Origin of the sequence: Nonomuraea sp. NPDC049725, assembly GCF_040674795.1 — a bacterium.
GTDB classification, from domain to species: domain Bacteria; phylum Actinomycetota; class Actinomycetes; order Streptosporangiales; family Streptosporangiaceae; genus Nonomuraea; species Nonomuraea ceibae.
In genome coordinates this window covers 232,452-256,332 of the sequence record NZ_JBFANJ010000010.1, presented here as the reverse complement: position 1 = coordinate 256,332, position 23,881 = coordinate 232,452, and the positions used below count along the sequence as shown (strand labels likewise).

Genomic DNA, 23,881 nt, shown 5'->3' with positions numbered 1-23,881 from the left:
CACAAGAGGGCTGTCGGCGTGGCAACCGTTCCCGAGCGCATCTCTTCCCTCACGGAATGGAGCCTCATTCATGAAGTCCTCTGTGTTAGCGCGGAAGGTGGCGGCGTTCGGCGCCTCCACTTTCGTGCTGGCCGGCCTGGTGGCCGGGCTGGTGTCCAGCCCCGCTCAGGCCGCCACGGCCTCCTCCGCGACCGCTGGGGCAGCGGCCGCCAAGACGAAGGCCAAGGTCTCCGTCTCCACGCCGAAGGTGTCGGAGCGTGACTACGTCGGCGCCTGTCCGGTGTCGGTGACGTTCTCCGCCACGGTCAAGGTCTCCAGCAAGGCCAAGACCACCCTGGCCTACCGCTGGCTCCACGGCGACGGCTCGAAGAGCAAGGTCAAGACCGTCAAGGTCAAGGGCACGAAGTCCGTGAAGGTCACCGAGAAGGTCACCTTCAAGGGCGACGTCAAGGGCTGGCAGGCCCTGCAGGTCCTCGGCCCGCGCACGGTGACCTCGAAGAAGAGCTACTTCTCGGTCAACTGCATGAAGCTCGAGGGCACCCGCGACGACGTGCGGGTCTCCGCGCGCGCCTGGGCGAGCCCGTCCCACTACGTGGGCTCGTGCGACCCCGGCAAGCGGATCCACTTCGCCGGCCGGATCACCGTGAACCGCCCGGCCTGGGTGCGCTACCGCTGGGTCGTCAACGGTGACGTCGTGGACTACGGCAAGGTCAAGGTCTGGGACTCCCGCAAGGTCTACGCGGGCATCACCGCCCGTCACAGCCAGCGCGGCTCCGCGGTCCTGCAGATCCTGAGCCCGGACCGTGAGTACTCCAACCGGGCCTACTACAAGGTCTGGTGCAAGGACTACACCCCGCCGGCCCCGGCTGTGAAGGTCTCCGCCTCCGACCTGGTGACGGCGACCAACCACGACGGCTGCAAGGTCAGCGCGCACGCCAACATCAACCTCAACCGCGCCGCCGACGTCCGGTGGGTCTGGTCCGTGAACGGCCAGGCGGTCGAGCAGGGTTCGCGCTACTTCGGCAGCGGCACCAAGAACGTCTCGCTCTCGCAGCGGGCGCTGCACGGCGCCGCGAAGAACGGCGGCAAGATCACGCTGTCGGTCTACGGCCCGAACAACAGCGACTCCATCACGCAGTCCTACGCTGCGTGTGACGAGCCCAAGCCCGAGCCCTCCTACGAGGTCTCCGGCGCTTCGGTGACCGCGAGCGAGAACACCTGCCCGTCCGGCACCCTGTCCGGTTCGGCCACGGTGACCGGCAAGAACGGCTTCAAGGGCCAGGCCGTGTGGACGTACGAGGGCACGCACCTCGGCTCCGCGAACATCGGTGACGGCTCCACCACGGTCTCCTTCTCGCAGAACTTCAACGAGCTGACGAAGGACGGCGTGGCCGAGCTGAAGATCTTCGACCCGAGCGGCAAGCTCCTGAAGGTGGTCCCGGCCTCCTTCCAGGCGCCCTGCAAGAAGGCCTGAGATCGCTGAACCGGGTGGCGCCTGGCGCCGCCCGGTTTTCCTTTTGCCACTATTACGCTTTGCACAGTAGTGTGCATGGCGTGGATAGCAGCCAGTTGCTCAAGGGCGTGCTCGACCTGGCCGTCCTGGCGGTGCTCGACGACCGCGACGGCTATGGCTACGACGTCGTCCGCCGCCTCAGGGAGGCCGGGCTCACCGAGGTCGGCGACGCGTCCGTCTACGGCACGCTGCGCCGCCTGTTCAAGGCGGGCGCGCTGACCTCGTACGTGGTCGCCTCCGACGAGGGGCCGCACCGCAAGTACTACGGGCTCAACGACGCCGGACGCCGGCAGCTCGCCTCGTCGGCGGCGACCTGGACCTCGTTCGCCGCCACCATGGACTCCCTGTTGAAGGAGGGGCCGCATGACTGATCACGATGCTTACGCGCGGGCCGTGCGCGAGGCTCTGGCACGCCATCCCGAGCGCGAGGAACTGCTGGAGGACCTGGACGACCATCTGGCGGAGATCGCCGCCGAGTCGGACGCGTCGCTGGAGGACCGGCTCGGCCCGCCCGGCGCCTACGCCGAGGAGCTCCGGGCCGCCTACGCGGGCCGCCCCGAGGCCGTCAGCGGCCGCAGGAGGCCGCGTGAGATGGCCGCAGGGTTCGTGGCCCGGGTGCGGCGGCACAGGCTCTACGGGGGCGCCACGGGCTTCCTGCGGGAGCTGCGGCCGGGCTGGTGGGTGCTGCGGGGCTACGCGCTGGGCATGGCGGCGCTGGCGCTCAATCCGGGCCCGGCGGCCGAGGGCCCCGGGCTCGTGCCGGGCGGTGTCGTCGAGATCCTGGTGGTCGCCGTGGCCGTGGCGGCGTCGGTGTGGTTCGGGCGGCGCCGCGGGGGGTGGCCGGTCCTCTCGCTGGCCGTCGCCGTCAACGCGGCGGCCGCGGTGGCGCTGCTGGCGGGGGTGCTCGCGGGCGCCGCGCCCGTCCCGGAGCAGGCGTTCTCCCCGCTGCCGCAGTCGGTGCGGCCCGATGTCGTGCTGGTCGGCTCGGGATCGCCGTTCACCGCCGCCGTCACCAACATCCGGCTCTACAAGGACGGCAAGGCGCTCGTGGGCGTGGACGTCTACGACCAGGACGGCAGGCCGCTCGTGCTGTCGCCGGAGGAGCACGGCCTGGAGATCGACCCGGCGTGCGGCGACGTGATCCGCAACCGCTACCCGCTGCCCCTGGTGACCGCCGAGGAGGCCGAGGCCAGGCGGCTGCGCGAGCTGGAAGGCGGCAAGGCCGACGTGGTGCCCGCGCCGTCGGCCTGCGCGACGTCCGAGCCGCGCTGATCGGGCACCATCGGTGTCATGAGCTACGTACCTCCCGGCACCGGCTGGCCTGACGACCCCGCGACCCCCGCCACGCCCGTGGCCGCCGGCCCGGCGGACGTGCGCGCGCTGGCCGACTCCAGCCGCGACCTGGCCGACCTCACCGCCCGGCAGTCGGTCTGCCGGGCCTGCCCGCGCCTGGTGGCCTGGCGCGAGGAGGTGGCCGACGTCAAGCGGCGGGCGTTCGCGGACGAGACCTACTGGGGGCGGCCCATCGCCGGGTGGGGCGAGGAGCACCCGCGGATCCTGCTCGTCGGCCTGGCCCCGGCCGCGCACGGCGGCAACAGGACCGGCCGGATCTTCACCGGCGACCGCAGCGGCGACTGGCTGTTCGCCTCGCTGCACCGCACCGGGCTGGCGGTGCAGGCGACGAGCACGTACGCCGGTGACGGGCAGAAGCTGGTCGGGACGCGGATGCTGGCGTCGGTGCGGTGCGCGCCGCCCGCGAACAAGCCGCTGCCGGAGGAGAAGGCCGCCTGCTTCCCGTGGATGGCCCGTGAGATCGCGATGGTGGCCGGCAGCGTGCGGGTGGTCGTCGCGCTCGGCGGCTACGCCTGGCAGGCGATGTGGCCGGCGCTGCGGGAGGCGGGCTACGCGCTGCCGCGCAGCAGGCCGCCGTTCGGGCACGGCGCCGAGGTCGAGGTCACGTACGGGAGCGCGCCCGTGACGCTGCTGGGCTGCTACCACCCGAGCCAGCAGAACACGTTCACCGGCAGGGTGACGGCCGACATGCTCGACGGGATCTTCGCGCGGGCGGTCGAGCTCTCGGTGTGACGCGTTGCACCATCCCCGCGTTGGCCTTCGCGGATAAGCGTGGCGTAAGCTTGTGAATGCTTTCACAAGCTATCCATCGAGGGATGGGGCCATGAACAAGCACATCTTGATCGTCGGCGGCGGTTACGTCGGTCTCTACACGGCACTGCGTCTGCAGCGCAAGCTCTCCCGGGAGCTGCGCGCCGGCGAGGTCCGCATCACGATCATCGACCCCCAGTCCTACATGACCTACCAGCCGTTCCTGCCGGAGGCGGCGGCGGGCAACCTGTCGCCCCGGCACATGGTCGCCCCGCTGCGTCGGGTGCTGCCCAAGGTGAGCATCCTCAACGGCCGGGTGACCAAGGTCGACCACGCGGCCCGCACGGTCACCTTCCAGCCCGCCGAGGGCGCGCCGCGTGAGGTCGCCTACGACGTCGTCGTCATGGCCGCGGGCTCGATCTCGCGCACGCTGCCCATCCCCGGGCTGACCGACATCGGCATCGGCTTCAAGACCGTGGGCGAGGCCATCGCGCTGCGCAACCGGGTGCTGCACCTGCTCGACGTGGCCGAGTCGACCGAGGACCCGGAGGTGCGCCGCAGGGCGCTGACGTTCGTGGTGGTCGGGGCGGGCTTCGCCGGCGTCGAGGCGCTGGCCGAGCTGGAGGACATGGCCAAGCACTCGACCCGCTACTACCGCAACATCAAGCCTTCGGACATCCGCTGGGTGCTCGTCGAGGCCACCAACCGGGTGCTGCCCGAGGTGGGGCCGGAGATGGGCAAGTGGACGCTGGAGCAGCTCCGCGAGCGCGGCATCGACGTCAAGCTGGACACCCGGCTCGAGTCGTGCGTCGGCGGTCACGTGGTGCTCAGCGACGGCTCGGAATTCGAGGCCGAGACGCTGGTGTGGACCGCGGGCGTCAAGCCCAGCCCGGTCGTCGCCGACAGCGACCTGCCGCTCGACGAGCGCGGCCGGCTGAAGACCACGACCAAGCTCACGCTCGCCGGCACCCGCGACGCGTTCGCCGCCGGTGACGCGGCCGGCGTGCCCGACGTGACCAACCCCGGCCAGTACTGCGCGCCCAACGCCCAGCACGCCGTCCGTCAGGCGAAGGTGCTCGGCGACAACATCGTCCGCCACCTTCGCGGGCAGGAACTGGTCGATTACCGCCACAAGTACGTCGGATCGGTCGCCGGTCTCGGTCTGCACCAGGGCGTCGCGAACGTCTACGGCGTCAAGCTTCGCGGATTCCCTGCGTGGTTCATGCACCGCACCTACCATCTGTCGCGGGTGCCTACGCTGAACCGCAAGGTCCGTGTCGTCGTCGACTGGACCCTGGCCCTGTTCTTCAAGCGCGAGACGATCTCGCTGGGTGAGATGGAGCACCCGCGCGAGGGGTTCAGGGCAGCCGTCGCCACCATGCGACGCTAGCCCAGGCACGGCAGCGCCCCGGCGGTCCCGCCGGGGCGTTTCGGCACCCGCTGACGGAACTAGAAAGGGGTGCCGCCGGTGGGGCTATCAGCGGTGACCGTGCTCGGCGTCGACAGGCCAGGCGTGATCGCCGAGGTCACCGGCGCTCTCGCCGACTGCGGGGCGAACATCCACGACTCGACGATGACGCTGCTCGGCGGCCACGTCGCGATGATGCTGCTCGTCTCCGGCGACCTCAGCTCCGACGACCTGCTGGAGAGGCTGTGCGTGCCCGACGCGGTGGTGACCGCCTCCGCCGTCGAGGCCAGGCGCTACTTCCGCGCCCACACCAACGGGATCGGCTACGTGCTCACCGTGCACGGCCCCGACCGGCCGGGGATCATCTCGGCGATCAGCGCCGTGCTGGCCGCCGACGGCGGCAACATCACCGGCATGAGCACCCGCCTGTCCGGCCGCCTGTACGTGCTCATCGCCGACGTCGAGCTGCCGGAGAAGGTGGACGTGGCCGCGCTCATGCGCAGGCTGGCCAACGTCGGCGCGGGCCTCGACTCGGAGATCACCTTCCGTCCCGTCGAACCGGACCTGCTGTGAACGTACGGCCGGGGACCGCCCGTACGCTCCTCGGCGCCCCGCACCCGCTGCTGTCGTCGCCCGCCGAACAGGTCGACCCCACCGCCCCCGAGGTCGTCGCCGCCGCGGCCGACCTCCTCGCCACGCTGCGTCACGAGCCCGCCAGGACCGGCCTGGCGGCTCCCCAGATCGGCCTGAGCTGGCGGCTGATCGCCTTCGACGCCGGCCGCCACCCTCGGAGCCGTTCGTCGGCCGGGGAGCTCGTCATCGTCAACCCTCGCCTCACGGGGGCGTCCCACTGGGACCGCGGCCGCGAGGGCTGCGCCTCCATAGCGGGCCTTTTAGGAGATGTACGGCGAGCGTCGCGTATCACCGTACATGGGCGTTTGCCAGGAACCGGGAAGCCCGTCACCATCGAAGCGGATGCATTCGAAGCTCGGTGTATTCAGCACCAACTGGACCATCTGGACGGCGTACTCTTCCTGGACAGAGTGTCTGGAGCCCTATCACTTCACCGCAGACTTCACACTTGTGACGCCTGATGCGAAGTTGTGCTCCTCGGAAGCATGGTCCGTTTCGTATGATTGCGGCGCCCCCGTAGCCCAATGGCAGAGGCAAACCCCTTAAAAGGGTTGACGTGCGGGTTCGAATCCCGCCGGGGGCACCGGCTTCTACCATGGGAAATGCTTCTTTTTCGGCCGCGGCGGCCTGGGAACTTCCGCGGCGCGGCGTTCGTTGACCTCCCGGCTGAAGTCTCGAAACTACATAGATCCGAGCGCGAGTTGACCTAGGTGCCGTCCGGTCCCATAGGCTCGGCGCACAGGAGGCAGCGATGGAGAGCAAGAACCCCGTATTCAGCAGATCGCGGCAGCAGACCGGCTGGGGCGGCCAGGCGCCGACCCCCGACCAGCTGCAGCACATGTACGACGCTCCGTCGTACACCCCGCCGGCGCCCCCGGCCTTCCGCACGATGACGATCGACGACGTCGTGGTCCGCGGCTTCATGACGCTGGGCGCGCTCGTCGTGGCGGCCGGCGCGGCGTGGTATTTCAACGTGTCCATGGGCGTGGCCATCGGCGCGGCCATCGTCGCGCTGGTGCTCGGCCTCATCGCCTCGTTCAAGCAGAGCACCAACCCGGCGCTGATCCTCGGCTACGCCGTCTTCGAAGGCGTCTTCCTCGGCGCGCTCAGCCGGGTCTTCGAGGGCGCGATCAGCGGCATCGTGGTGCAGGCGGTCCTCGGCACCGCGATGGCGTTCGCCGGCATGCTGGCCGTCTACACGCTGCGCATCGTCCGCGTCACCCCCAAGATGGTCAAGTTCGTGGTCGCCGCCGCGATCGCCGCACTCGGCCTGGTCCTGGTCAACCTGCTGGCCGGCCTCTTCGTCGACGGCGGGCTCGGGCTGCGCGAGGCCGGCCCGCTCGGCTACGTGTTCAGCGCCGCGATGATCCTGCTCGGCTGCTTCTTCCTGCTCCTCGACTTCGACGCCATCGAGCAGGGCGTCAAGCAGGGCGCCCCGGAGAAGTTCGCCTGGCAGTGCGCCTTCGGCCTCACGCTGAGCCTGGTCTGGATCTACCTGGAGGTGCTCCGGTTCCTGTCCTACTTCACCAGTAGCGACTGACCCCCGGACCGTCACGGAAAGGGCCCCGCCGGTGACCGGCGGGGCCCTTTCGCTGCGCGACCGGAAATCTACCCGCCGTGACAAGATCCTCCGGGCTTGGGGCCTTGCCATATCTCTGCCTGTGTTGCAGTGTCAACAAAAGGCCTTAATCCGTGGAGGTGCCCATGTCCTTGAACCACTCACCGGAGACGCAGACCAAGCTCATCGCCAGAGTCCCTGCCATCACGGGACGCGAACTCCCCGAGTGGTTCCAAGCCATCGACAACGGCCCGGCATTCCTGAGGTGCGACGAGCGGGCCAACTGGCTCGCCGACGAGCACGGGCTGACCCACGGCTACGCCGCCGCGATCGTGCACGAACACGAGCGGCACCGCCGTAACCGCATGGGCTTCATCTAAGCCCTCCCCGTCGACCCGCGCCCGTGCCCCGCACGGGCGCGGACTCATGACGCGGACCCATGACACGGCCGCGCGTGCTGGCACCCACGGAAGCGAGCACGCGATCATGGCCGCATGGATCTCGACAGAGCACGTGACTTCCTGACCCGCAACCACCGGGCCATCCTCCTGACCACGCACGCCGACGGACGCCCGCAGATGTCGCCGGTGGTCGTGGGGGTCGACGACGCCGGGCGTGTCGTCGTCAGCACCCGGGAGGCCGCCGCCAAGACGCGCAACGCCCGCCGCGACCCCAAGGTCGCCGTCTGCGCCTTCACCGACGGCTTCTTCGGCGAATGGGTGCAGGTCGAAGGCACCGCCGAGATCGTCTCGCTGCCGGAGGCCATGGACGACCTGGTCGCCTACTACCGGGGCATCTCCGGCGAGCACCCCGACTGGGACGACTACCGCGAGGCGATGAGGCGCGAGCGCCGCGTCATCATGCGCATCACCCTGGACCGGGCCGGCCCCGACGTCCACCGCTGACCGTCGCGTACCGGAGATCCGGCGGGCGCCGCGAGGATGCCCGCCGGACGGATCAGCTCAGGCGCTCCAGGATCATCGCCATGCCCTGGCCGCCGCCCACGCACATCGTCTCCAGGCCGATGCTCTTGTCGTGGTGCTGGAGGCTGTTGATCAGCGTGGAGGTGATGCGGGCGCCCGTCATGCCGAACGGGTGACCGACGGCGATCGCGCCGCCGTTGACGTTGAGGCGGTCCAGGTCGATGCCCAGGTCCTGGTAGGACGGGATCACCTGGGCGGCGAACGCCTCGTTGATCTCGACCAGGTCGACGTCCTCGATCGCCATGCCGGCGCGCGCCAGCGCCTGCTTGCTCGCCTCCACCGGGCCGAGCCCCATGATCTCCGGCGACAGGCCCGTGACGCCCGTCGACACGATCCGGGCCAGCGGCGTGATGCCCAGCTCGGCCGCCTTCACGTCGCTCATCACCACGACCGCCGCCGCGCCGTCGTTGAGCGCGCAGCAGTTGCCCGCCGTGACCGTGCCGTCGGGGCGGAAGACCGGCTGCAGCGCCGCCACCTTCTCGTACGTGGTGCCGGCGCGCGGGCCGTCGTCCTTGCTCACCACGGTGCCGTCGGGCAGCGTCACCGGCGTGATGTCCTTCTGCCAGAAGCCGTCGGCCAGCGCCTTCTCGGCCAGGTTCTGCGACCGCACGCCGAACTCGTCCTGCTCCTTGCGGCTGATCCCCTTGAGCTGGGCCAGGTTCTCCGCCGTCTGGCCCATCGCCACGTAGATGTCGGGGACCGTCCCGTCCTCGCGCGGGTCGTGCCAGGTGCGGCCGCCCTCGGCGAACGCCTTCGTCCTGGCCCGCGCCTCGCCGAACAGCGGGTTCATCGTGTCGGGCCAGGCGTCGGAGTTGCCCTTGGCGAACCGCGACACCGTCTCCACGCCGGCCGAGACGAACACGTCGCCCTCGCCGGCCTTGATCGCGTGGTACGCCATCCGCGTCGTCTGGAGCGACGAGGAGCAGTAGCGGGTGACCGTGGTGCCCGGCACGCCGTCCAGGCCGAGCAGCACCGCCACGACGCGGGCCATGTTGAAGCCCTGCTCGCCGCCGGGCAGGCCGCAGCCGAGCATGATGTCGTCGATCGTCCCCGGGTCGAGCTGGGGCACCTTGGCGAGCGCGGCCTTGATCATCTGGACGGTCAGGTCGTCGGGGCGGATCTCCTTGAGCGACCCCTTGCCGGCCCGTCCGATGGGCGAGCGGGCGGTTGCGACGATGACTGCCTCGGGCATGGCCCCTCCTTTGTCAGCACAGTGACTAGAACTATATTCCAATACCTCCGAGTCATCACGCCCCGCCCTCCGGTTCTTCGGAGAGCGGGGCGTCAAGGGGCCGTGCGGGAAGGTCAGCCGTACATGCCGGGGGCGGTGGCGGTGCGGTCGTTGGTGGCGTGGACGTGGCCCTTCTCGTCGCGCCAGAGCCGCCAGCCGTCCTGGCTGCCGGTGTACCAGGCGGGCGGGGTGGCCGCGCCGCGCACGCGCTTGCCGGTGGCCAGGTCGTACTCGCACAGCGCGGCCGTGGAGTAGAAGCCCGGGGCCTGGCCGCGCAGCGGGAGGGGCTTGGGGTCGGTGACGCAGAAGGACCAGCCGCGCTGGTCGTCGACGGGGACGGACTTGCCGGTGACGAGGTCGAAGGCGGACCCCTTGTGGCCGTGCTTGAGGAAGCCGAGCTTCTCCATCCGGCTGGGGAAGGCCAGCCACCAGCCGGAGCCGGGCACGTCGGAGGCGGTGATCTGGCCGACGACGCGGCCGGTCTCGGAGTCGAGCCGGGCGAAGCCGCCGTAGGCGCCCTGCTGGTCGACGGGCCGGACGACGGGGGCGAAGCCGGGGCTGCCCGAGGGGTAGACGCGCACGACGGAGGGCCGCATCCAGTTGATCGTGCCGTCGCCGATCTTGATCGAGAACAGCCCGAACGCCGAGACCTTCTTCGTCTTGGGGTTGGTGTAGGGGGCGACGTAGCCGATCAGGTTGTCGCCGGTCGAGCCGAACGCCCAGCCGCCGGACATGTCGATGCCGGGGCCGAGCGCCTGCTCGATCGGCTGCTGCCACTGGAGCTTGCCGGTCTTGAGGTCGTACGACTCGATCATGGGGTTGGCGGCGAGCCGGAGCATGAGGACCCGGCTCGCGTCGGACCATTCGACCTCGGCGATGCCGGGCAGCTTCCACATGAGCTTGCCGGTGGCGGGGTCGAGGACGACGACGCGGGCCTTGGACAGGGCGGTGTGCTCCGACAGGCAGAGGTAGGGGCCGCAGCGCTGGGGGCCGAAGGTGGAGTGGATGGGCCGGGTCCACAGCTGCTTGCCGGTGCGGGCGTCGCGGGTGACGAGGGTGGCGTTCCAGCGGCCCTTCTTGGCGGGGTCGAGTGCGGCGATGACGGCGCCCTTGCCGGTGTCGACGAGGGCGGGGGGCGAGACGCCCATGCCGGGCAGGCGGCCCGCCATGGTGGCGGGGTGGGCCCAGAGTTTCCTGCCGCTGGCCTGGTCGAGGGTGACGGTCTCCAGCGTGCCGTCGGGCTTCATGGCGGTGGCGGTGACCACCCCGCCGGCGGCGGCCATCCGGCTGACGGCGTTGATCTCGTTGTTGTGCCAGGTCGGGAAGCTGGCTGTGGCTGCGTCGCTGTTGGAACAGCCGGCCAGGGCCAGGGTTCCGGCGAGGGCGAGAGCCGGTTTCGCGAGAGGCCGGAGCACGGGCAATTCACTCCAAAGGTGGACGACGAGTGACGGCCCCGGCTCGGAGGGTGACCGGGTTCAGGCGTCGTTCAGCCCCTCCCCGAGGCGACGGCGGAACAGGTTGGCCCACTTGCCGTGGGTGCCGCTGGCCCGCCCGTCGACCCGGGTCGCGGAAACCTCGGTGCCGGGCTCCTCCGCGGCCGTGGCCGCCGCAAGGTAGATCGGTTGCAGTCCTTCGCCGTGCGCGGGCCGAGGCTCGGGCCACAGTCCTAGCGCGGCGCATACAGAAGGTAGCACCGCGTAAGCGGCCTGGGCGTAACCTCGGTCAGATGGATGGAAACGATCCGGTCCGAACATTTCGCCCGGATTTGCGTGGAATTCCTCGCCGAGGAGGTCGGCGAACGCCACCGTACGGCCGCCCGCGTCGACCACGCCGACCGTCTGGGCGGCGGCGATCTGGCGGCTCCACCGCCGCGCCACCCAGCGCAGCGGCTGCGCGATGGGCCGGACCGTGCCCAGGTCGGGGCAGGTGCCGACGACCACCTCGGCCCCGGCCTCACGCAGCCGCCTGACGGCCTTGGTCAGATGACGCACGGCGGTGGCGGGCGAGGTCTGGGTGATGACGTCGTTGGCGCCCACGAAGATCACGGCCACGTCGGGTCGGAGTTCGAGCGCGGCGTCCACCTGCTCGGCCAGCTCGGCCGAGGCCGCGCCCGACTTGCCGACGACGCGCAACCGTACCGGACGCTCGGCGACGGCGGCGAGGCCGCACGCGATCAGCACCCCGGGGGTCTTGCCCGGATCGGTGAGGCCCAGGCCGACAGAGGTGGAGTCGCCGAGCATGGCCAGCTTGAGCGGCTCACCGGGGAAATCGCCGTAGTCGCCGTCGGAGAACGGGCCGTCCATGCCGTGCGGGCGCCCGATCGTCTTGCGGGCCAGCATGCCCTCCGCGATCAGCAGGCCGTAGGCGGTCGCGCCGAGCGCCGTCAGGCCTCCTCCCCCCAGCGCGGCGGCTGTCGCGATCCTGCGCGCCGCACGCGCCATGCCCGCTGGCCAGACCACGTGTGTCCTCCCAACCGAACTCGGCGGTAGCGTTTGCATGAAACTAGCCGAGGGCCTGCCAACCGTACGGGATCTCGGCCCCGGACCAGCTGACCAAGCTTCGGTAAAGAAGGTGAACACCTCGGTGCGCGTTTATGATTCCCTGGTCGAGCTGATGGGCAACACTCCGCTCGTCCGGCTGCACAAGGTCTCGGCGGGGTTGCCGGCCCAGGTGCTCGCCAAGGTCGAATATTTCAACCCCGGCGGATCGGTCAAGGACCGGATCGCGGTCCGCATGATCGAGGCCGCCGAGGCGTCCGGCGAGCTTCGCCCCGGCGGCGTGATCGTCGAGCCGACCTCGGGCAACACCGGCGTCGGCCTGGCCATCGTGGCCCAGCAGAAGGGCTACCGGTGCCTGTTCGTGGTGCCGGACAAGGTCGCCGGTGACAAGATCTCCGTCCTGCGGGCCTACGGCGCGGAGGTCGTCGTGTGCCCGACCGCGGTCTCGCCCGACCACCCGGAGTCCTACTACTCGGTCTCCGACCGGCTGGCCCGCGAGATTCCCAACGCCTGGAAGCCCGACCAGTACTCCAACGTCAACAACCCCGAGTCCCACTACCACTCCACCGGCCCCGAGCTGTGGGAGCAGACCGACGGCGGCATCACGCACTTCGTCGCGGGCATCGGCACCGGTGGCACGATCAGCGGCACCGGCCGCTACCTCAAGGAGGTGTCCGACGGCCGCGTCCGGATCATCGGCGCCGACCCCGAGGGCTCCGTCTACTCGGGCGGCTCCGGCAGGCCGTACCTGGTCGAGGGGGTCGGCGAGGACATCTGGCCGGCCACCTACGACACGGACATCTGCGACGAGATCATCGCGGTGTCCGACCGCGACTCCTTCAACATGACCCGCAGGCTCGCCCGCGAGGAGGGGCTGCTCGTCGGCGGCTCGTGCGGGATGGCCGTGGTCGCGGCGCTCCAGGTGGCGGCCAAGGCCGGGCCCGACGACACCGTCGTGGTGCTGCTGCCCGACGGCGGGCGCGGCTACCTGTCGAAGATCTTCAACGACGACTGGATGGCCGACTACGGCTTCCTGACCACCGCCTCCGAGGAGGGCCGGGTCGGCGACGTGCTCGCCCGCAAGGGGCCGGGGCTGCCGGAGTTCGTGCACGCCCACCCGCACGAGTCCGTCGGCACCGCCATCTCGATCATGCGCGAATACTCGGTGTCGCAGCTCCCGGTCATGAAGGAGGAGCCGCCCGTCATGGCGGCCGAGGTGGTCGGCTCCATCGTCGAGCGCGACCTGCTGGAGGCCCTCTACCACGGCAAGCTCTCCTCCGACGACCTGATCTCGCAGCACATGTCGTCGCCACTGCCCATGATCGGCAGCGGCGAACCCGTGTCCCGCGCGGTCGAGGTGCTGGAGAAGGCCGACGCCGCCGTGGTGCTGGAGGACGGCAAGCCCGCCGGGCTGCTCACCCGGCAGGACCTGCTCGCGTTCCTGGCCGGCCGTTAGGGCTTCATGATCGACTTGATCACGGTGCCCAGGCCCTCATGGCCGCGCCCCTCGGCGTCGGCGCGCTGGAACAGCCGGCGCAGGGCCTGCGGCACCGTGGTCTCCAGCCCTGCGTCCTCCAGCGCCGCCACGGCGTGGCCGAGCCCCTCGGCCTGCATGTGCAGGCTGTTCAGCTCGCCCGGGTAGACGCCGGCCTCGAACTCCTCGGCCAGGATCTTCGCGAAGCCCATCGGCCCGTCGGAGCCCAGGCCGGTGAACGTCTCCCGGGCGAACGGCACGAACTCTGACGGCGCCACCCCGGCCGTGCGCAGCAGCGCCATCGCGTGCATGTAGCTCGTCAGCGACGACCAGAAGACCAGCAGCTGCGCCTGGTAGTACATCATCGCCAGACCCTGGTCGTGGCCCACGTACGTGACCTCCGACAGCGCCTCCAGCGTGCTCGCGTGCCGGTCGAGGATCGGCTTGGGGCCGCTGTAGAAGGCGTACGCGCCGGGCTTGCCGATGCCGGGCGGCGGCACCATGATCCCGCCCGTCACCAGCGTGCCGCCCCGCCCGGCCACCCACTCGGCCGCCTCCCGCAACGCCTGCGGCGTGTCCGAGGAGAGATTGACCACCACCTTCCCGTCCAGCCTGGCGTCGCCGAAGCTGTCGTACATCGCCTGATAGCTGATCTGGCTCACCACCAGCAGCTCGCCCGTCACCGGCGAGTCCGCCCACTTGGCCCCCCGGGCCACCAGCGGGTCCGCCTTGCTCGCCGTACGGTTCCACACCGTCACGTCATGGCCCGCGGCCAGGAACGTCTCGGCCATCGTCGCGCCCATCGGCCCGAGGCCGATCATCGTCACTTCACTCATGGGTTCACCCTGACCGCAGGCGCTTCGGAATTCCTTCCGGTCCGCTACGGGTTGGCACTGACGTGGTGCGATTCGGGGTGCTCGGCCCGCTGGCCGTGTGGGACGACGACGGCGGCACGGTACGCGTGCCCGAGGCCAAGGTCCGGGCGCTGCTCGCCGACCTGCTCGTCCACGGCGGCGCGCCCGTGCCGGTGGACCGGCTCGTCGACGACCTGTGGGGCGAACGGCCGCCGCGCAACCCCGCCGGCACCCTCCAGGCCCGGGTCTCCCAGCTCCGCCGCGCGCTCGGCGACCCCCGGCTCGTCGTGCACGGGCCCGCCGGCTACCGGCTCGCCGCCGCCGACGTCGACGCCGACCGCTTCCGCGAGCTGTGCCTGCGGCAGGCCGCCGGGGCCGAGGAGCGCGCCGCGCAGCTCGACGAGGCGCTCGGCCTGTGGCGGGGGGCCGCGTACGCCGACTTCGCCGACGACGGGTTCCTCCAGGCGGAGATCGCCCGCCTGGAGGAGCTGCGCCTCACGGCGCTGGAGGAGCAGGCGGAGGTACGGCTCGCGCTCGGGGCACGCGTCGACCTGGGCGGGCTCGTCGCCGCGCACCCGTTGCGCGAACGGCTCGTCGCCGCCCACATGCGCAGCCTCTACCGGGGCGGGCGGCAGGGCGAGGCGCTGGCCGCGTTCACCGCGCTGCGCGAACGCCTGGCCGACGAGCTCGGTGTGGACCCCTCACCCGCTCTCTCGGCCCTCTACCAGGCCGTCCTCCGCCAGGACCCCGCCCTCCCCTCCGAAGCCGACGGCACGGCCCGCACGGCCCCGTCAACGGGACGCGGGCCGGCCGCGCGCGAACCGGGCCCCGCCGCCGGACCGCCCGGGCGGGGGAACCTGCCCGCTCCGATGGGGGACCTGATCGGGCGGGACGCGGAGGTGGCCGAGGTCGCCGGGCTGCTGGCCGCCCACCGGCTGGTGACGCTGACCGGGCCCGGCGGGGTGGGGAAGACGCGCCTCGCCCTGGAGACCGCCCGGGGCGTACGGCCGCCGACGGCCGGGGAGGTGTGGCTGGTGGAGCTGGCCGGGGCCGCCGACGTGGGCGAGGCGTTGGCCGCCACGCTGGGCGTGCGCGACGACGGCGCGGCCGGGCTGGTGGAACGGCTGGCCGGGGCGCTGGCGGGCAAGCACGCGCTGCTGGTGGCGGACAACTGCGAGCACCTGGTCCAGCAGGCCGCCGAGGTGGTGTCCGCGCTGCTGCGGGCCGCGCCGGGGCTGCGCGTGCTGGCCACGGCCCAGGAGCCGCTCGGCGTCACCGGCGAGGTCGTCCGCGTCGTACAGCCGCTCACCGAGGCGGCGGCGGTGCGCCTGTTCACGGCGCGGGCCGGGATCGAGGCCGGGCCCGCCGTCGCCACGATCTGCCGGCGGCTCGACGGCATCCCGCTCGCCCTGGAGCTGGCCGCCACGCGGGTGCGGGCGCTCGGCGTGGAGGAGGTGGCCCACCGGCTGGACGACCGGTTCCGGGTGCTGACCGCCGGCATGCGCGACGCGCCCGCCCGGCAGCGGACCCTGCGGGCGACCCTCGACTGGAGCTGGGAGCTGCTGCCCGAGCACGAGCGGATCGTGCTGCGCCGGCTGGCCGCGCACGCCGACGGGTGCACGCTGGAGGCGGCCGAGGAGGTGTGCGCGGAGCCGGGCGTGGACGTGCTCGACGCGCTCGCCCGGCTGGTCGACCGGTCGCTCGTCACGCCGGGGCCGCGCTACGGGCTGCTGGAGTCCGTGGCCGCCTACTGCGCCGAGCGGCTGCGGGAGGCCGGGGAGCAGGAGACGATCCGCGAGCGGCACGCGCGCTACTACACGGCCCTCGCCGAACGGGCCGAGCTGCGGGGGAGCCGCCAGCGCGAATGGCTGGACCGGCTCGACCGGGAGGCGGCCAACTTCCGGCTCGCACTAGCCGGGCCCCGGCCGTTGCGGCTGGTCAACGCGCTGGCCTGGTACTGGTTCCTGCGCGGCAGGCTCGGCGAGGCACGCAGGTCCATCGCCGCCGCGCTGGCCGCCACGCCGCCCGGCGCCGGGCCGGAGCAGGAACGGGAGGCGGCGGTGGCGTCCGTGTGGCTGGCCGGGATGACGCTCGCCATCGGGGAGTCGGCGCCCGCCATCCGCCGCGACGGGCTCGACCGGGCGGGGCGGGCGCTGGCCGACTGGCTCCCGGCGCAGGTGCGCTGGGCGTACGGCGACCAGCGGGCGCACGAGGAGGCCGTGGAGCGGGCGCTGCGCGCGTTCGAGGAGCTCGGCGACCGCTGGGGCGTCGCGGCGGCGCTCCAGCTACGGGCCAAGCTCGCGGCCGTGCGCTCCGACCTGGACGCGATGCGGCGCGACGGCGAGCGCAGCCTGGCGATCTTCCGCGAGCTGGGCGACGGGTGGGGGCGCATCGAGGCCATGGACGCGCTCGACCGGCTGGCCGAGATGCGCGGCGACTACGCCGAGGCCGCCCGGCTGCGGGAGGAGGCGCTGGAGCTGGCCGAGGAGCTCGGGTTCGAGGTGGCGTTCCGGCTGTCGGCGGTGGGCCGGGTGGCGCTGCTGGAGGGCGACTACGCGCGGGCCGACGACTACCACGAGCGGGCCCGCAGGCTGGCCGTGGAGCAGTCGTACAAGTCGGCCGAGGAGCACGCCGTGCTCGGGCTGGCCATGAGCGCCCGGCGGCGCGGACGCCACGCGGAGGCCGAGGCGCTGCTGCTGCCCTGGCTCGGCTGGCTGGAGGAGGTGCGCGGGACGCCGGGGATCGCGTTCGTGCTGGCGGAGCTGGGGTTTGCGGCCGAGCAGCGCGGCGACGCGGAGACGGCGGCGGCCCGGCAGCGGGCGGGCCACGCGGCGGCGCGGGCGTCGGGCGACCCGCGGGCGGTCGCGCTGGCGCTCGAAGGGCTGGCCGGGGCCGAGGCCCTGGCGGGCGACGCCGTACGGGCCGCCGAGCTGCTCGGCGAGGCCGCAGCCCTCAGGCGGTCGGTCGGCACGCCGCTGGCCGCGGGGGAGCGCTTCGACGTCGACCGCATCACCGCCACGGCCCGGGCCGCGCTGGGCGACGACCGCTTCCGCCAGGCACACGCCACCGGAGCCACCCGCGCCCCAGGCACGGCGTGAGGCCCGGGGCTCAGGTGGGGAACTCGGCCAGGACTTCCCAGGCGCCCTGGGGGGTGGGGCCGGCGCGGAGGCGGCCGCCGAGGGCCTCGACGCGCTCGGCCATGCCGACCAGCCCGAAGCCGCCGCCCAGCCGGGCCACGCGGGGGTCGGCGGCGGAGCCGTAGTTGCGCACCCGCAGCACCACGGCGGCCTCGTACCGCTTGAGCGACGCCTCGATCCACCGCGTGTGCGGCGCGTGCTTGCGGACGTTGGTGAGCGCCTCCAGCAGCACCCGGTGCAGCGTCGTGATCACCTCGGGCGCCAGCGTGCCGTCGCCGAGCCCGGGCCCGATCTCGAAGGCGACCTTCGGCCCCTCCGCCGAGAACCGCTCGGTGAGCAGCCGCAGGTCGCCCAGCGAGGTGCCGGGGGTGCGCGAGGCCTCCTCCGCGCGCAGGACCGTGACCATGCGGCGCATCGAGGTGAGCGCCTCGCTGCCGGCGGATGCGATGGCGTCGAGGGCGGGCACGACGGCGTCCGGGCTGGTCTGCGCGACGGTGCGGGCGGCCTGGGCCTGCACGACGATGCCGGTGATGTGGTGGGCGACCAGGTCGTGCAGCTCCCGGGCCAGCTCCAGCCGTTCGGCGCGGCGTACGGAGTGGACGGCCTCGTTGCGGCGTTCCTGCTGGAAGCGCAGGTAGCCGCCGGCGCCCGCGACCGTCGACCAGCCGACGAACAGCATGAAGGAGAAGACGAACGCCTCGTTGCCCCCGGAGCGCCAGATCGTCTCGGCCATCAGGACGACCAGCCCGGCGCAGGCGAGGATGGCGGCGTTGCGCACGGGTTCGACGTGGCGGAGCACGCCGATGATCAGGATGAGCATCGCGCCGGTCTCGGCGGTGCCGGGCACGCCCTGGACGCCGTCGAGCGAGAGGATCAGCGAGGTCAGGAACGACAGGCCGAGCAGGGCGGCGTAGGACTCGATGCGGAAGCGGCGGCGCAGCACCACGGCGGTGATGCCGGCCACGCCGCACAGCACGGCGAGGAACTGCAGCCCGCCCGCGCCGACGGCGATGACCAGGTCGAGCATGAGCATCATGCCCAGCCAGCCGAGCATCGCGATCTCGCTCAGCCGGCGGATCCAGTAGACGGCGCGTTTGGATTCCCCCACGGCCTTGAGCCTAAGCCGCAAGTCGGACAGCTCGTATCGACCGATCGGCCGACCCCGGGGCCGAGGGACCGGCCCTTCAGCCGAGGTGGCGGCGGGGGCGCGCGGCGCAGCATGGAGGCATGGTCTTCATCGGATTCGTACTGCTGGGTGTGGGGCTGGTCATCGGGGTGCTGCTGGCGCTGTCGGACCCGGTCCTGCTGTCGCGCATCAACGGCGAGGAAGCCCAGGGGCAGAGCGGCAGGCACATCCACGTCGCCCCACCCCAGGAGCGGGAGGAGGAACGGCGCGCCGCGTCCGTTACCGTGGCCGTATGACCAACGGTTTCGAAACCCTGGCGATCCACGCAGGTCAGGAGCCTGACCCCCTGACCGGCGCCGTGGTGCCCCCGATATACGCCACGTCCACCTACAAGCAGGACGGCGTGGGCGGCCTGCGCTCCGGCTACGAGTACAGCAGGTCGGCCAACCCGACCAGGACCGCCCTGGAAGAGGCGCTGGCCGCCGTGGAGGGCGGGGCGCGCGGGCTGGCGTTCGCCTCCGGGCTGGCCGCCGAGGACACGCTGCTGCGCGCTGTGTGCAAGCCCCAGGATCACGTGATCATCCCCAACGACGCCTACGGCGGCACCTATCGGCTGTTCGCCAAGGTGAACGAGCGCTGGGACCTGCACTACGACCCGGTCCCGCTGGGCGACCTCGACGCGGTGGCCGCGGCGATGACGCAGAAGACGCGGGTCGTGTGGGTCGAGACGCCGACCAACCCGCTGCTCGGCATCGCCGACATCGCCGCGCTCGCCCAGCTCGCCCACGACAACGGCTCGCTCCTGGTCGTCGACAACACCTTCGCCTCGCCGTACCTCCAGCAGCCGCTCTCGCTGGGCGCGGACGTGGTCGTGCACTCGACGACCAAGTACGTGGGCGGCCACTCCGACGTCGTCGGCGGTGCGCTGATCGCCCGCGACCGGGGGCTCGGCGACGAGCTCGCCTACCACCAGAACGCGATGGGCGCGGTGGCCGGGCCGTTCGACGCCTGGCTGACGCTGCGCGGGCTCAAGACGCTGGGCGTGCGGATGGACCGCCACTGCGACAACGCCGAGCGGGTCGTCGACCTGCTGCTCGCGCACCCGCGCGTGACGCAGGTGCTCTATCCGGGGCTGGGCGAGCACCCCGGCCACGAGGTCGCCGCCAAGCAGATGAAGCGGTTCGGCGGCATGGTGTCGTTCCGGGTGGCGGGCGGTGAGGAGGAGGCCGTCGCGATCTGCGACCGGACCGAGCTGTTCACGCTCGGCGAGTCGCTGGGCGGCGTGGAGTCGCTCATCGAGCACCCGGGCCGGATGACGCACGCCTCGGCGGCGGGCTCGCCCCTGGAGGTGCCCGGCGACCTGGTGCGCCTGTCGGTCGGCATCGAGACGATCGACGACCTGCTCGCCGACCTGACGCGGGCGCTCGGCTAGCTGCCCGGCACGACCATCAGGAAGAGGATCACCAGCCAGATCACGGTCAGCAGGCCGCTGATGGCGGCGATCCGGCCGACCTGCACCTTCGCGTCGTCGTCCGCGGCCTCGCTCTCCAGGGCCTGGACGGCGCCGCGCAGGTCGCGGTCGACGATGACGAGCAGCACGATGGCGACGATGAACAGCGTCATCGACGCCGTCATGTACCAGGCGCCGAGCAGCCCGCCGCCCATCACCACGCCGAGCACGATGCCGAAGACCAGCACGCCCAGCGAGCCCACGCTGTAGATCCTGGTCATGCGCTGGATGGTGCGGACGACGGGCACGTTCTTCGTACGGATCGCGCGCGGCGCGGCGTGGGTGGCGGCGGTGATCGGCCCGATCGTGAAGATCGCGAAACCGATGTGCAGCCACAGAAGCAGGTCCGTCATGCGGAAGAGACTAGTCGCCGACGATCTCGGTGGGGGACTCGACACTCTCTTTGCCGTCAGGGGAGCCGAGCATGATGAGCTCGGTGACGGCGATGGTGACGACCATCACCAGGATCAGGACAATCATGGCGAGCATGGGACACCCCTCCTTTCCCCCCTGCCGGATGTGAATCCGCCGGACGTAAATATCGTCCGTAATGACTAGACGGCTTGGCAACGGAATAAGTTCGCCCCGGGTAAGGTGGATGGCCGCTGGTCTTTCCTTACCGTTTGGGCACAAGGGGGTGCCGTCCGTGGCCATCAAGCACGTCGAGCCGTATTCCGACGAGTGGCTGCAGCAGCCGGTCTGCTACGTGCGCCGGGTCGTCGGGCTGCTCGGCGCCGAGGCCGACGGCTGGTGGGAGGGCCCGTGCGAGCCGCGTGAGGCGACCGTCAGGCTCGCCGACGGCGCCGCGCTGGTGTGGGACGAGGAGAGCGGATGGCGGCTGGGCCGCTTCGTCTCCGGGGCCCCGGGTCAGCACACGGAGCTGTCCGGCGTCCGCTATCTCGGCGGCGGGCTGCTGCCCCGGCCGGAGCGGGTGCCCGCGGCGCTCGCCGACGCCCGCGCCGGGGTGGGCGCGAGCAGCGCCTGGCGTCCCTGCTACCGCTCGCACCGCAACTGCCGTGACGGGTTCGACGTCGCGCTCGACTTCTACGCGCGGCTCGTCGAGGCTTAACGCGCCCGGCGCACCCGCAGGAAGTCGCTCACCACGTACTCGCCGAGCCGGTCGGCGCTGGGCGAGAAGACGCGCCCGCCGTTGCGCCGCGCCACCTCGTCGACGAACTCCTTGAGCCGGTCGTCCCCGGCCAGCATGAAGACGTTGATCGTGGCCCGGCGCCTGGTCATCTTGTCGACCTCGGCCAGCGTGAGCTCCAGCGTCTCCGGCGAGGGCGGCCACTCGAACGCCGAGCGGCCGTTGCGCAGCAGGTGCGCGGTCGGCTCGCCGTCGGTGACGACGAGCACGACGGGCTCGAAGTCGGGGTGGCGGTCGAGGTGCCGCCCGGCGATCAGCAGCGCGTGGTGCAGGTTGGTGCCCTGGACCATGTCCCAGTCGAGCCCGGCCAGCTCGTCGGGCTGCAGCACGCGGGCGTAGTTGGAGAAGCCGATGATCTGCACGGCGTCCTGCGGGAACTTGGAGGCGACCAGGGCCTGCAGGGCGAGCGCGGTCTGCTTGGCGGCGGCCCAGGTGCCGCGCAGGGCCATCGAGTAGGACAGGTCGACGAGCAGGCAGACGGCGGCGGCGCTGCGCCGCTCGGTCTCGGCCACCTCGAAGTCGTCCACGGACAGCTTCACCGCCGTACGCCCTCCGCCTGCCGGGTCCGTACGCAGGCCGCCGGCGCGGACGGCGTTGACCAGGGTGCGGACGACGTCGACGGGCTGCTCGTCGCCGAAGCGCCACGGCCGGGACGACCCGGTGAGCTCGCCCGCCGAGCCCGCGTCGTGCTGGTCGTGGTCGCCGCGGCGGCCGGCGTCGAGCGAGGAGAAGACGCGGCGCAGCGCGGTCTCGCCGAGCCGCCGCACCGCCTTGGGCGTGAGCTCCAGCTTGCCACGGCGGCGCAGCAGGTAGCCCTGCTCCTCCAGCTCCCGTTCGATGCGCTTGAGCGCTTCGAGGTCGTCGACCGCCGAGCGGCCGAGGGCGCGGCGCACGGCGGCCTCGTCGATGTCGTCGAGCCGGGCCCCGGGGTAGTCCTGGCGCAGCGCGCTCTCCAGCCCGCTGAGGTCGGCCAGCTCCTCCAGGGCGGTGACGGCGTCGCCCATGCCCAGGGGCTCCTCGCCGGTCAGCCGTTCGGTGGCGTCCCAGGCGAGGTCGGGGCGGCGCGCGTACAGGGCCTCGCCGAGCCGCCGCATCTGGTCGGCGAGCCCGGCCTGGTCGAGGGTCTGGCTCATGAGGTTGCCGAGTTCCTCGCGCTGGCGCGGGGTCATCGAGGCGAGCATGCGCTGGGTGGCGGCGGCCCGCCGGGCGAGGATGTCGACGAGCTCGTCGAGGTTGCGCGGCTTCTCCGGAAAGAGGTCACCATATTTCGCCATGAAGGAGTCGAATTCCGCCTGCGTGTGCTCGCCACGGGCGTCCTTCTCCAGCATGTCGTTCAGGTCGGCCATCATCTGGCGGACCCGTTCCATCGCCGCCGGGTCGGGGTTCGCCAGCGCCTCGCGCAGCCCCCTGAACTGGGCGTCCAGCACCTCGCGCCGCAGCAGGTCGCGCAGCTCCTCGAAGGTCTGCCTGGCCGCCTCCGAGCGCCACTGGTAGGTGCTCAGCTCCTGGATGGCCCCGGCCGTGTCGTCCGGCAGCGCGTCGAGCTCGGCCTCGCGCAGCCGGGCGTCGTCGGCCGGGTCGGGGAACAGCTCGGCGCGCTCCTGCCCGATGGCCTTGTCCAGCAGCGCCCTGGCCTTCTCCAGCGTGCCGTCGAGCCTGCCGCTCTCACGCAGGTCGCGGCGGCGCCGCCGGACCTCCCTGAGCATGTCGTCCAGGCCGCGCCGGTCCTGGGCGCCCGGCAGGCCGCGCTTGAGCAGGTCGCGCAGGGCGTGGACGGGCGTGGAACCGGACAGGATGGCGTCGCCCATCTCGTCGAGTGCCGCGCGCACGTCGTACGGCGGGGCCAGGGGGTCGGGGCCATCGTGGTACTCGCCATAGCGGTAGGCCGTCACGCACCCACGCTAACCCGAGATGCCCTGCTATGCGTCGCCGAACACCTCCCACACCTGGAACACCTGGCCGCTGCGCGGCTGATAGTCGATCTGGACCAGCACCGGGTGGCGCAGCTTCTTCAGCGCCGCGTTGAAGTCACCCGCGCCGCAGTGCTTGGTGCCCAGGCCGTCGCGGTCGGCGTTGACCGGCCTGCCGGTGAGCCAGCCCGCGCCGCACCGGGAGGTGACGCGGCTGAAGGCGAGCGCGTGCGTGTAGCCGAGCTTGACGGTCGTGCCGCCCCTGGTGAACAGCAGTGTCCGGTCCCCGGCCCGCTTGACCGTGCCGCGCACGACGCTGAGCTTCGACGGGTACGGCAGGAACTCGGTGACCTTGACCGCCTGGCCGCCGGAGTGGTGGACGCGCACCGCGACGGGGCCGGACGCGAGGCTGTCGGACAGGTCGGCGGCCCCGCACCGGGTCCGGCCGAAGTTCTTGGCGTCGAGCGCGACCCGGCCCTCGGTCTCCTTCAGGCCGCAGGCGACCGCGACGCGCAGGTAGGCGGCCTTGGTGTAGCCGAGGCGCAGCTCCTTGGCCCCCCGGATGGCCTTGAGCCGGTAGCTCTTGCGGACGGCCGTGGCCGACTGCGGCAGGATGCGCAGGTGGCCGGCGCCGTCGGACCAGGCGTAGCCGTACACGACCTGAGGAGAGGTCTCCGCCGAGGCGGGGGTGGCGTAGGCGCTCAGGGCGCACAGGGCGAGGGCGGTGGTGGCGCTGGCGAGCAGTCGCATGGGCGGTTCCCCCCGGACGAAACGGTCAGTCGTCCAATACGACGTG

The 23,881-nt window shown here is 72.0% G+C and carries 24 protein-coding genes and 1 tRNA gene; 16 read left to right on the top strand and 9 right to left on the bottom strand.

The genetic code is table 11. The features are described from left to right. Positions 1-70: 70 nt before the first annotated feature. From AB0J53_RS26575 to AB0J53_RS26525, 11 genes are all read left to right on the top strand, one after another. The gene (locus AB0J53_RS26575; protein WP_364176970.1) at positions 71-1,474 is read left to right on the top strand and encodes a hypothetical protein; all 1,404 of its coding nucleotides are present in this window, start codon (positions 71-73) and stop codon (positions 1,472-1,474) included. 80 nt (positions 1,475-1,554) lie between these two features. Continuing rightward, on the top strand, positions 1,555-1,884 hold the full coding sequence (locus AB0J53_RS26570) for a PadR family transcriptional regulator (RefSeq protein ID WP_219505061.1): 330 nt from the start codon (positions 1,555-1,557) through the stop codon (positions 1,882-1,884). Continuing rightward, entirely contained in the window at positions 1,877-2,785 is a 909-nt protein-coding gene (locus AB0J53_RS26565; RefSeq protein ID WP_364176965.1) for a hypothetical protein, read from the top strand. Before AB0J53_RS26570 ends, AB0J53_RS26565 begins: the two co-directional genes overlap by 8 nt. An 18-nt stretch (positions 2,786-2,803) precedes the next feature. Continuing rightward, positions 2,804-3,598, top strand: a complete 795-nt coding sequence (locus AB0J53_RS26560; protein ID WP_364176962.1) for a uracil-DNA glycosylase — start codon at positions 2,804-2,806, stop codon at positions 3,596-3,598. A 91-nt stretch (positions 3,599-3,689) separates the two neighbouring features. Next, on the top strand, positions 3,690-5,006 hold the full coding sequence (locus AB0J53_RS26555) for an NAD(P)/FAD-dependent oxidoreductase (RefSeq protein ID WP_364176959.1): 1,317 nt from the start codon (positions 3,690-3,692) through the stop codon (positions 5,004-5,006). 78 nt (positions 5,007-5,084) lie between these two features. Continuing rightward, complete coding sequence (locus AB0J53_RS26550; RefSeq protein WP_219505053.1) at positions 5,085-5,597, top strand: ACT domain-containing protein; 513 nt, start codon at positions 5,085-5,087, stop codon at positions 5,595-5,597. Beyond that, positions 5,594-6,118: a peptide deformylase gene (locus AB0J53_RS26545; RefSeq protein ID WP_364176956.1), complete on the top strand. Its 525-nt coding sequence runs from the start codon at positions 5,594-5,596 to the stop codon at positions 6,116-6,118. Before AB0J53_RS26550 ends, AB0J53_RS26545 begins: the two co-directional genes overlap by 4 nt. 49 nt (positions 6,119-6,167) lie before the next feature. Next, a tRNA-Leu gene (locus tag AB0J53_RS26540) sits at positions 6,168-6,240 on the top strand. Positions 6,241-6,408: 168 nt separating this feature from the next. Next, positions 6,409-7,197 (top strand): Bax inhibitor-1/YccA family protein, encoded by a 789-nt coding sequence (locus AB0J53_RS26535; RefSeq protein ID WP_364176953.1) that lies wholly within the window; start codon positions 6,409-6,411, stop codon positions 7,195-7,197. Positions 7,198-7,361: 164 nt separating this feature from the next. Then, entirely contained in the window at positions 7,362-7,595 is a 234-nt protein-coding gene (locus tag AB0J53_RS26530; RefSeq protein ID WP_357586258.1) for a DUF4287 domain-containing protein, read from the top strand. Between the two features lie 114 nt (positions 7,596-7,709). After that, a complete protein-coding gene (locus tag AB0J53_RS26525; RefSeq protein ID WP_364176950.1) occupies positions 7,710-8,120 on the top strand; it encodes a PPOX class F420-dependent oxidoreductase in 411 nt (136 codons plus the stop codon). 52 nt (positions 8,121-8,172) lie between these two features. Here the strand turns inward: AB0J53_RS26525 and AB0J53_RS26520 are convergent, their stop codons facing one another. The 3 genes from AB0J53_RS26520 to AB0J53_RS26510 form a co-directional block, all read right to left on the bottom strand. Beyond that, the gene (locus tag AB0J53_RS26520; protein WP_364176947.1) at positions 8,173-9,390 is read right to left on the bottom strand and encodes an acetyl-CoA C-acetyltransferase; all 1,218 of its coding nucleotides are present in this window, start codon (positions 9,388-9,390) and stop codon (positions 8,173-8,175) included. Positions 9,391-9,503: 113 nt separating this feature from the next. Further along, a complete protein-coding gene (locus tag AB0J53_RS26515; protein ID WP_364176944.1) occupies positions 9,504-10,844 on the bottom strand; it encodes a PQQ-binding-like beta-propeller repeat protein in 1,341 nt (446 codons plus the stop codon). 60 nt (positions 10,845-10,904) lie between these two features. Then, positions 10,905-11,888, bottom strand: a complete 984-nt coding sequence (locus AB0J53_RS26510) for an SGNH/GDSL hydrolase family protein (RefSeq protein ID WP_364176941.1) — start codon at positions 11,886-11,888, stop codon at positions 10,905-10,907. 124 nt (positions 11,889-12,012) lie between these two features. Here AB0J53_RS26510 and AB0J53_RS26505 point away from each other — a divergent pair, with 124 nt between their 5' ends. Continuing rightward, positions 12,013-13,383, top strand: coding sequence for a cystathionine beta-synthase (locus AB0J53_RS26505; protein WP_219505045.1), 1,371 nt, complete (start codon positions 12,013-12,015; stop codon positions 13,381-13,383). Here the strand turns inward: AB0J53_RS26505 and AB0J53_RS26500 are convergent. Continuing rightward, complete coding sequence (locus tag AB0J53_RS26500) at positions 13,380-14,237, bottom strand: NAD(P)-binding domain-containing protein (RefSeq protein ID WP_219505044.1); 858 nt, start codon at positions 14,235-14,237, stop codon at positions 13,380-13,382. The two genes, AB0J53_RS26505 and AB0J53_RS26500, sit on opposite strands and share 4 nt — an antisense overlap. Before the next feature lie 62 nt (positions 14,238-14,299). Here AB0J53_RS26500 and AB0J53_RS26495 point away from each other — a divergent pair, with 62 nt between their 5' ends. Further along, positions 14,300-17,353 (top strand): BTAD domain-containing putative transcriptional regulator, encoded by a 3,054-nt coding sequence (locus AB0J53_RS26495; RefSeq protein WP_364176936.1) that lies wholly within the window; start codon positions 14,300-14,302, stop codon positions 17,351-17,353. 10 nt (positions 17,354-17,363) lie between these two features. Here the strand turns inward: AB0J53_RS26495 and AB0J53_RS26490 are convergent, their stop codons facing one another. Further along, positions 17,364-18,500: a histidine kinase gene (locus tag AB0J53_RS26490; RefSeq protein WP_364176933.1), complete on the bottom strand. Its 1,137-nt coding sequence runs from the start codon at positions 18,498-18,500 to the stop codon at positions 17,364-17,366. A 119-nt stretch (positions 18,501-18,619) separates the two neighbouring features. On the opposite strand from AB0J53_RS26490, the gene AB0J53_RS26485 reads away from it, so the two are divergent. Both AB0J53_RS26485 and AB0J53_RS26480 read left to right on the top strand, forming a co-directional pair. Further along, positions 18,620-18,814 carry a hypothetical protein gene (locus AB0J53_RS26485; RefSeq protein WP_219505040.1) on the top strand — a complete coding sequence of 65 codons (195 nt, stop codon included), beginning with the start codon at positions 18,620-18,622 and terminating at the stop codon, positions 18,812-18,814. Next, positions 18,811-19,950, top strand: coding sequence for a cystathionine gamma-synthase (locus tag AB0J53_RS26480; RefSeq protein ID WP_364176930.1), 1,140 nt, complete (start codon positions 18,811-18,813; stop codon positions 19,948-19,950). The genes AB0J53_RS26485 and AB0J53_RS26480 overlap by 4 nt, the downstream gene beginning before the upstream one ends. Here the strand turns inward: AB0J53_RS26480 and AB0J53_RS26475 are convergent. Both AB0J53_RS26475 and AB0J53_RS26470 read right to left on the bottom strand, forming a co-directional pair. Next, entirely contained in the window at positions 19,947-20,381 is a 435-nt protein-coding gene (locus tag AB0J53_RS26475) for a DUF2269 family protein (RefSeq protein WP_219505036.1), read from the bottom strand. The genes AB0J53_RS26480 and AB0J53_RS26475 overlap by 4 nt on opposite strands. A gap of 10 nt (positions 20,382-20,391) precedes the next feature. After that, entirely contained in the window at positions 20,392-20,517 is a 126-nt protein-coding gene (locus AB0J53_RS26470; RefSeq protein ID WP_281426989.1) for a hypothetical protein, read from the bottom strand. A gap of 157 nt (positions 20,518-20,674) precedes the next feature. Here AB0J53_RS26470 and AB0J53_RS26465 point away from each other — a divergent pair, with 157 nt between their 5' ends. After that, complete coding sequence (locus tag AB0J53_RS26465; RefSeq protein ID WP_308125750.1) at positions 20,675-21,097, top strand: DUF6292 family protein; 423 nt, start codon at positions 20,675-20,677, stop codon at positions 21,095-21,097. On the opposite strand, the gene AB0J53_RS26460 is transcribed toward AB0J53_RS26465, so the two are convergent. Next, positions 21,094-23,067: a hypothetical protein gene (locus AB0J53_RS26460; protein WP_364176921.1), complete on the bottom strand. Its 1,974-nt coding sequence runs from the start codon at positions 23,065-23,067 to the stop codon at positions 21,094-21,096. The genes AB0J53_RS26465 and AB0J53_RS26460 overlap by 4 nt on opposite strands. Before the next feature lie 27 nt (positions 23,068-23,094). Further along, positions 23,095-23,835 (bottom strand): hypothetical protein, encoded by a 741-nt coding sequence (locus AB0J53_RS26455; protein WP_364176918.1) that lies wholly within the window; start codon positions 23,833-23,835, stop codon positions 23,095-23,097. Between the last annotated feature and the right edge of the window lie 46 nt (positions 23,836-23,881).

Coding starts and splice junctions, on each gene's coding strand:
- AB0J53_RS26575 (WP_364176970.1), top strand. CDS start 71: ATGAAGTCCTCTGTGTTAGCGCGGAAGGTGGCGGCGTTCGGCGCCTCC.
- AB0J53_RS26565 (WP_364176965.1), top strand. CDS start 1,877: ATGACTGATCACGATGCTTACGCGCGGGCCGTGCGCGAGGCTCTGGCA.
- AB0J53_RS26560 (WP_364176962.1), top strand. CDS start 2,804: ATGAGCTACGTACCTCCCGGCACCGGCTGGCCTGACGACCCCGCGACC.
- AB0J53_RS26555 (WP_364176959.1), top strand. CDS start 3,690: ATGAACAAGCACATCTTGATCGTCGGCGGCGGTTACGTCGGTCTCTAC.
- AB0J53_RS26535 (WP_364176953.1), top strand. CDS start 6,409: ATGGAGAGCAAGAACCCCGTATTCAGCAGATCGCGGCAGCAGACCGGC.
- AB0J53_RS26530 (WP_357586258.1), top strand. CDS start 7,362: ATGTCCTTGAACCACTCACCGGAGACGCAGACCAAGCTCATCGCCAGA.
- AB0J53_RS26525 (WP_364176950.1), top strand. CDS start 7,710: ATGGATCTCGACAGAGCACGTGACTTCCTGACCCGCAACCACCGGGCC.
- AB0J53_RS26520 (WP_364176947.1), bottom strand. CDS start 9,390: ATGCCCGAGGCAGTCATCGTCGCAACCGCCCGCTCGCCCATCGGACGG.
- AB0J53_RS26500 (WP_219505044.1), bottom strand. CDS start 14,237: ATGAGTGAAGTGACGATGATCGGCCTCGGGCCGATGGGCGCGACGATG.
- AB0J53_RS26485 (WP_219505040.1), top strand. CDS start 18,620: ATGGTCTTCATCGGATTCGTACTGCTGGGTGTGGGGCTGGTCATCGGG.
- AB0J53_RS26480 (WP_364176930.1), top strand. CDS start 18,811: ATGACCAACGGTTTCGAAACCCTGGCGATCCACGCAGGTCAGGAGCCT.
- AB0J53_RS26475 (WP_219505036.1), bottom strand. CDS start 20,381: ATGACGGACCTGCTTCTGTGGCTGCACATCGGTTTCGCGATCTTCACG.
- AB0J53_RS26470 (WP_281426989.1), bottom strand. CDS start 20,517: ATGCTCGCCATGATTGTCCTGATCCTGGTGATGGTCGTCACCATCGCC.
- AB0J53_RS26455 (WP_364176918.1), bottom strand. CDS start 23,835: ATGCGACTGCTCGCCAGCGCCACCACCGCCCTCGCCCTGTGCGCCCTG.